Below are 739 nucleotides of genomic sequence, written 5' to 3' on the forward strand. Positions count from 1 at the left end.
CCTTACGGAGGCACCACCTCGGAAGAATTTAAATCACTTAACCCAGTTGGCAAAATCCCTGTTTTTCAGGACGATAATATCACTCTCTGGGAGAGCCATGCCATATTGCGATATTTATCTCGCAAACATGGAGGACACCTTTCCATAAAGGAAATTGATCAACCTTTCGTTGATCAATGGCTGGACTTCACAGCAACCTGCTTCTTTCCACCATTTGTCGGCTTGTTCTGGCAATTGGTTCGCACCCGTCCAAGTGACCGCTCGCAAGAGTTAATAGCTCTGCATACAAATAATTTAGGCGCCGCTTTGGACATAATAGACGAACAGCTCAGGAAAAGCAGGTGGTTGGCAACAAATACATTCACGATTGCCGATATTGCAGCCGGCGTAACCATGGAAAGGTGTTTAGAGATCATCGATCTACACCAAAACCGACCGAACCTCACAAAATGGCACGGCAAACTAGCTTCTCGTGAGGCTTACAAAACGGTAGTTGCGACGTCCTACGAAGAGCTACGTGCTAAATAAAAACTATTGACGCTAAAAATCAGCTGTAGCTGTCAAGCGGACAATTTCATCTTCAAAGGGGTGAGAGGCTCCATCCAGGTTTCCTTTTGGATCTTCGCCTTGCACAAAACTTCCCAAACGCTGAGACCGGGCATTTATCATCAACGCAATTGGACGCCTTGCAGCGTCATAGGCCTCAAACGCCTCTTCAATGGTTCGGTTGGCGCGCAGA

At 47.0% G+C, this 739-nt stretch carries 2 protein-coding genes; one reads left to right on the top strand and one right to left on the bottom strand.

Features of this window, described 5'->3' with window-relative positions; translation table 11 throughout:
- The coding region (locus ACR0B3_RS24395) for a glutathione S-transferase family protein (protein ID WP_480811295.1) at positions 1-528 on the top strand (528 nt) is incomplete at its 5' end.
- 12 nt (positions 529-540) lie between these two features.
- Here ACR0B3_RS24395 and ACR0B3_RS24400 read toward each other — a convergent pair.
- Positions 541-739, bottom strand: a 199-nt coding sequence (locus tag ACR0B3_RS24400; RefSeq protein ID WP_480811296.1) for a hypothetical protein, incomplete at its 5' end; no start/stop codon positions are given.

This window comes from Ruegeria sp. CE9, assembly GCF_056537425.1.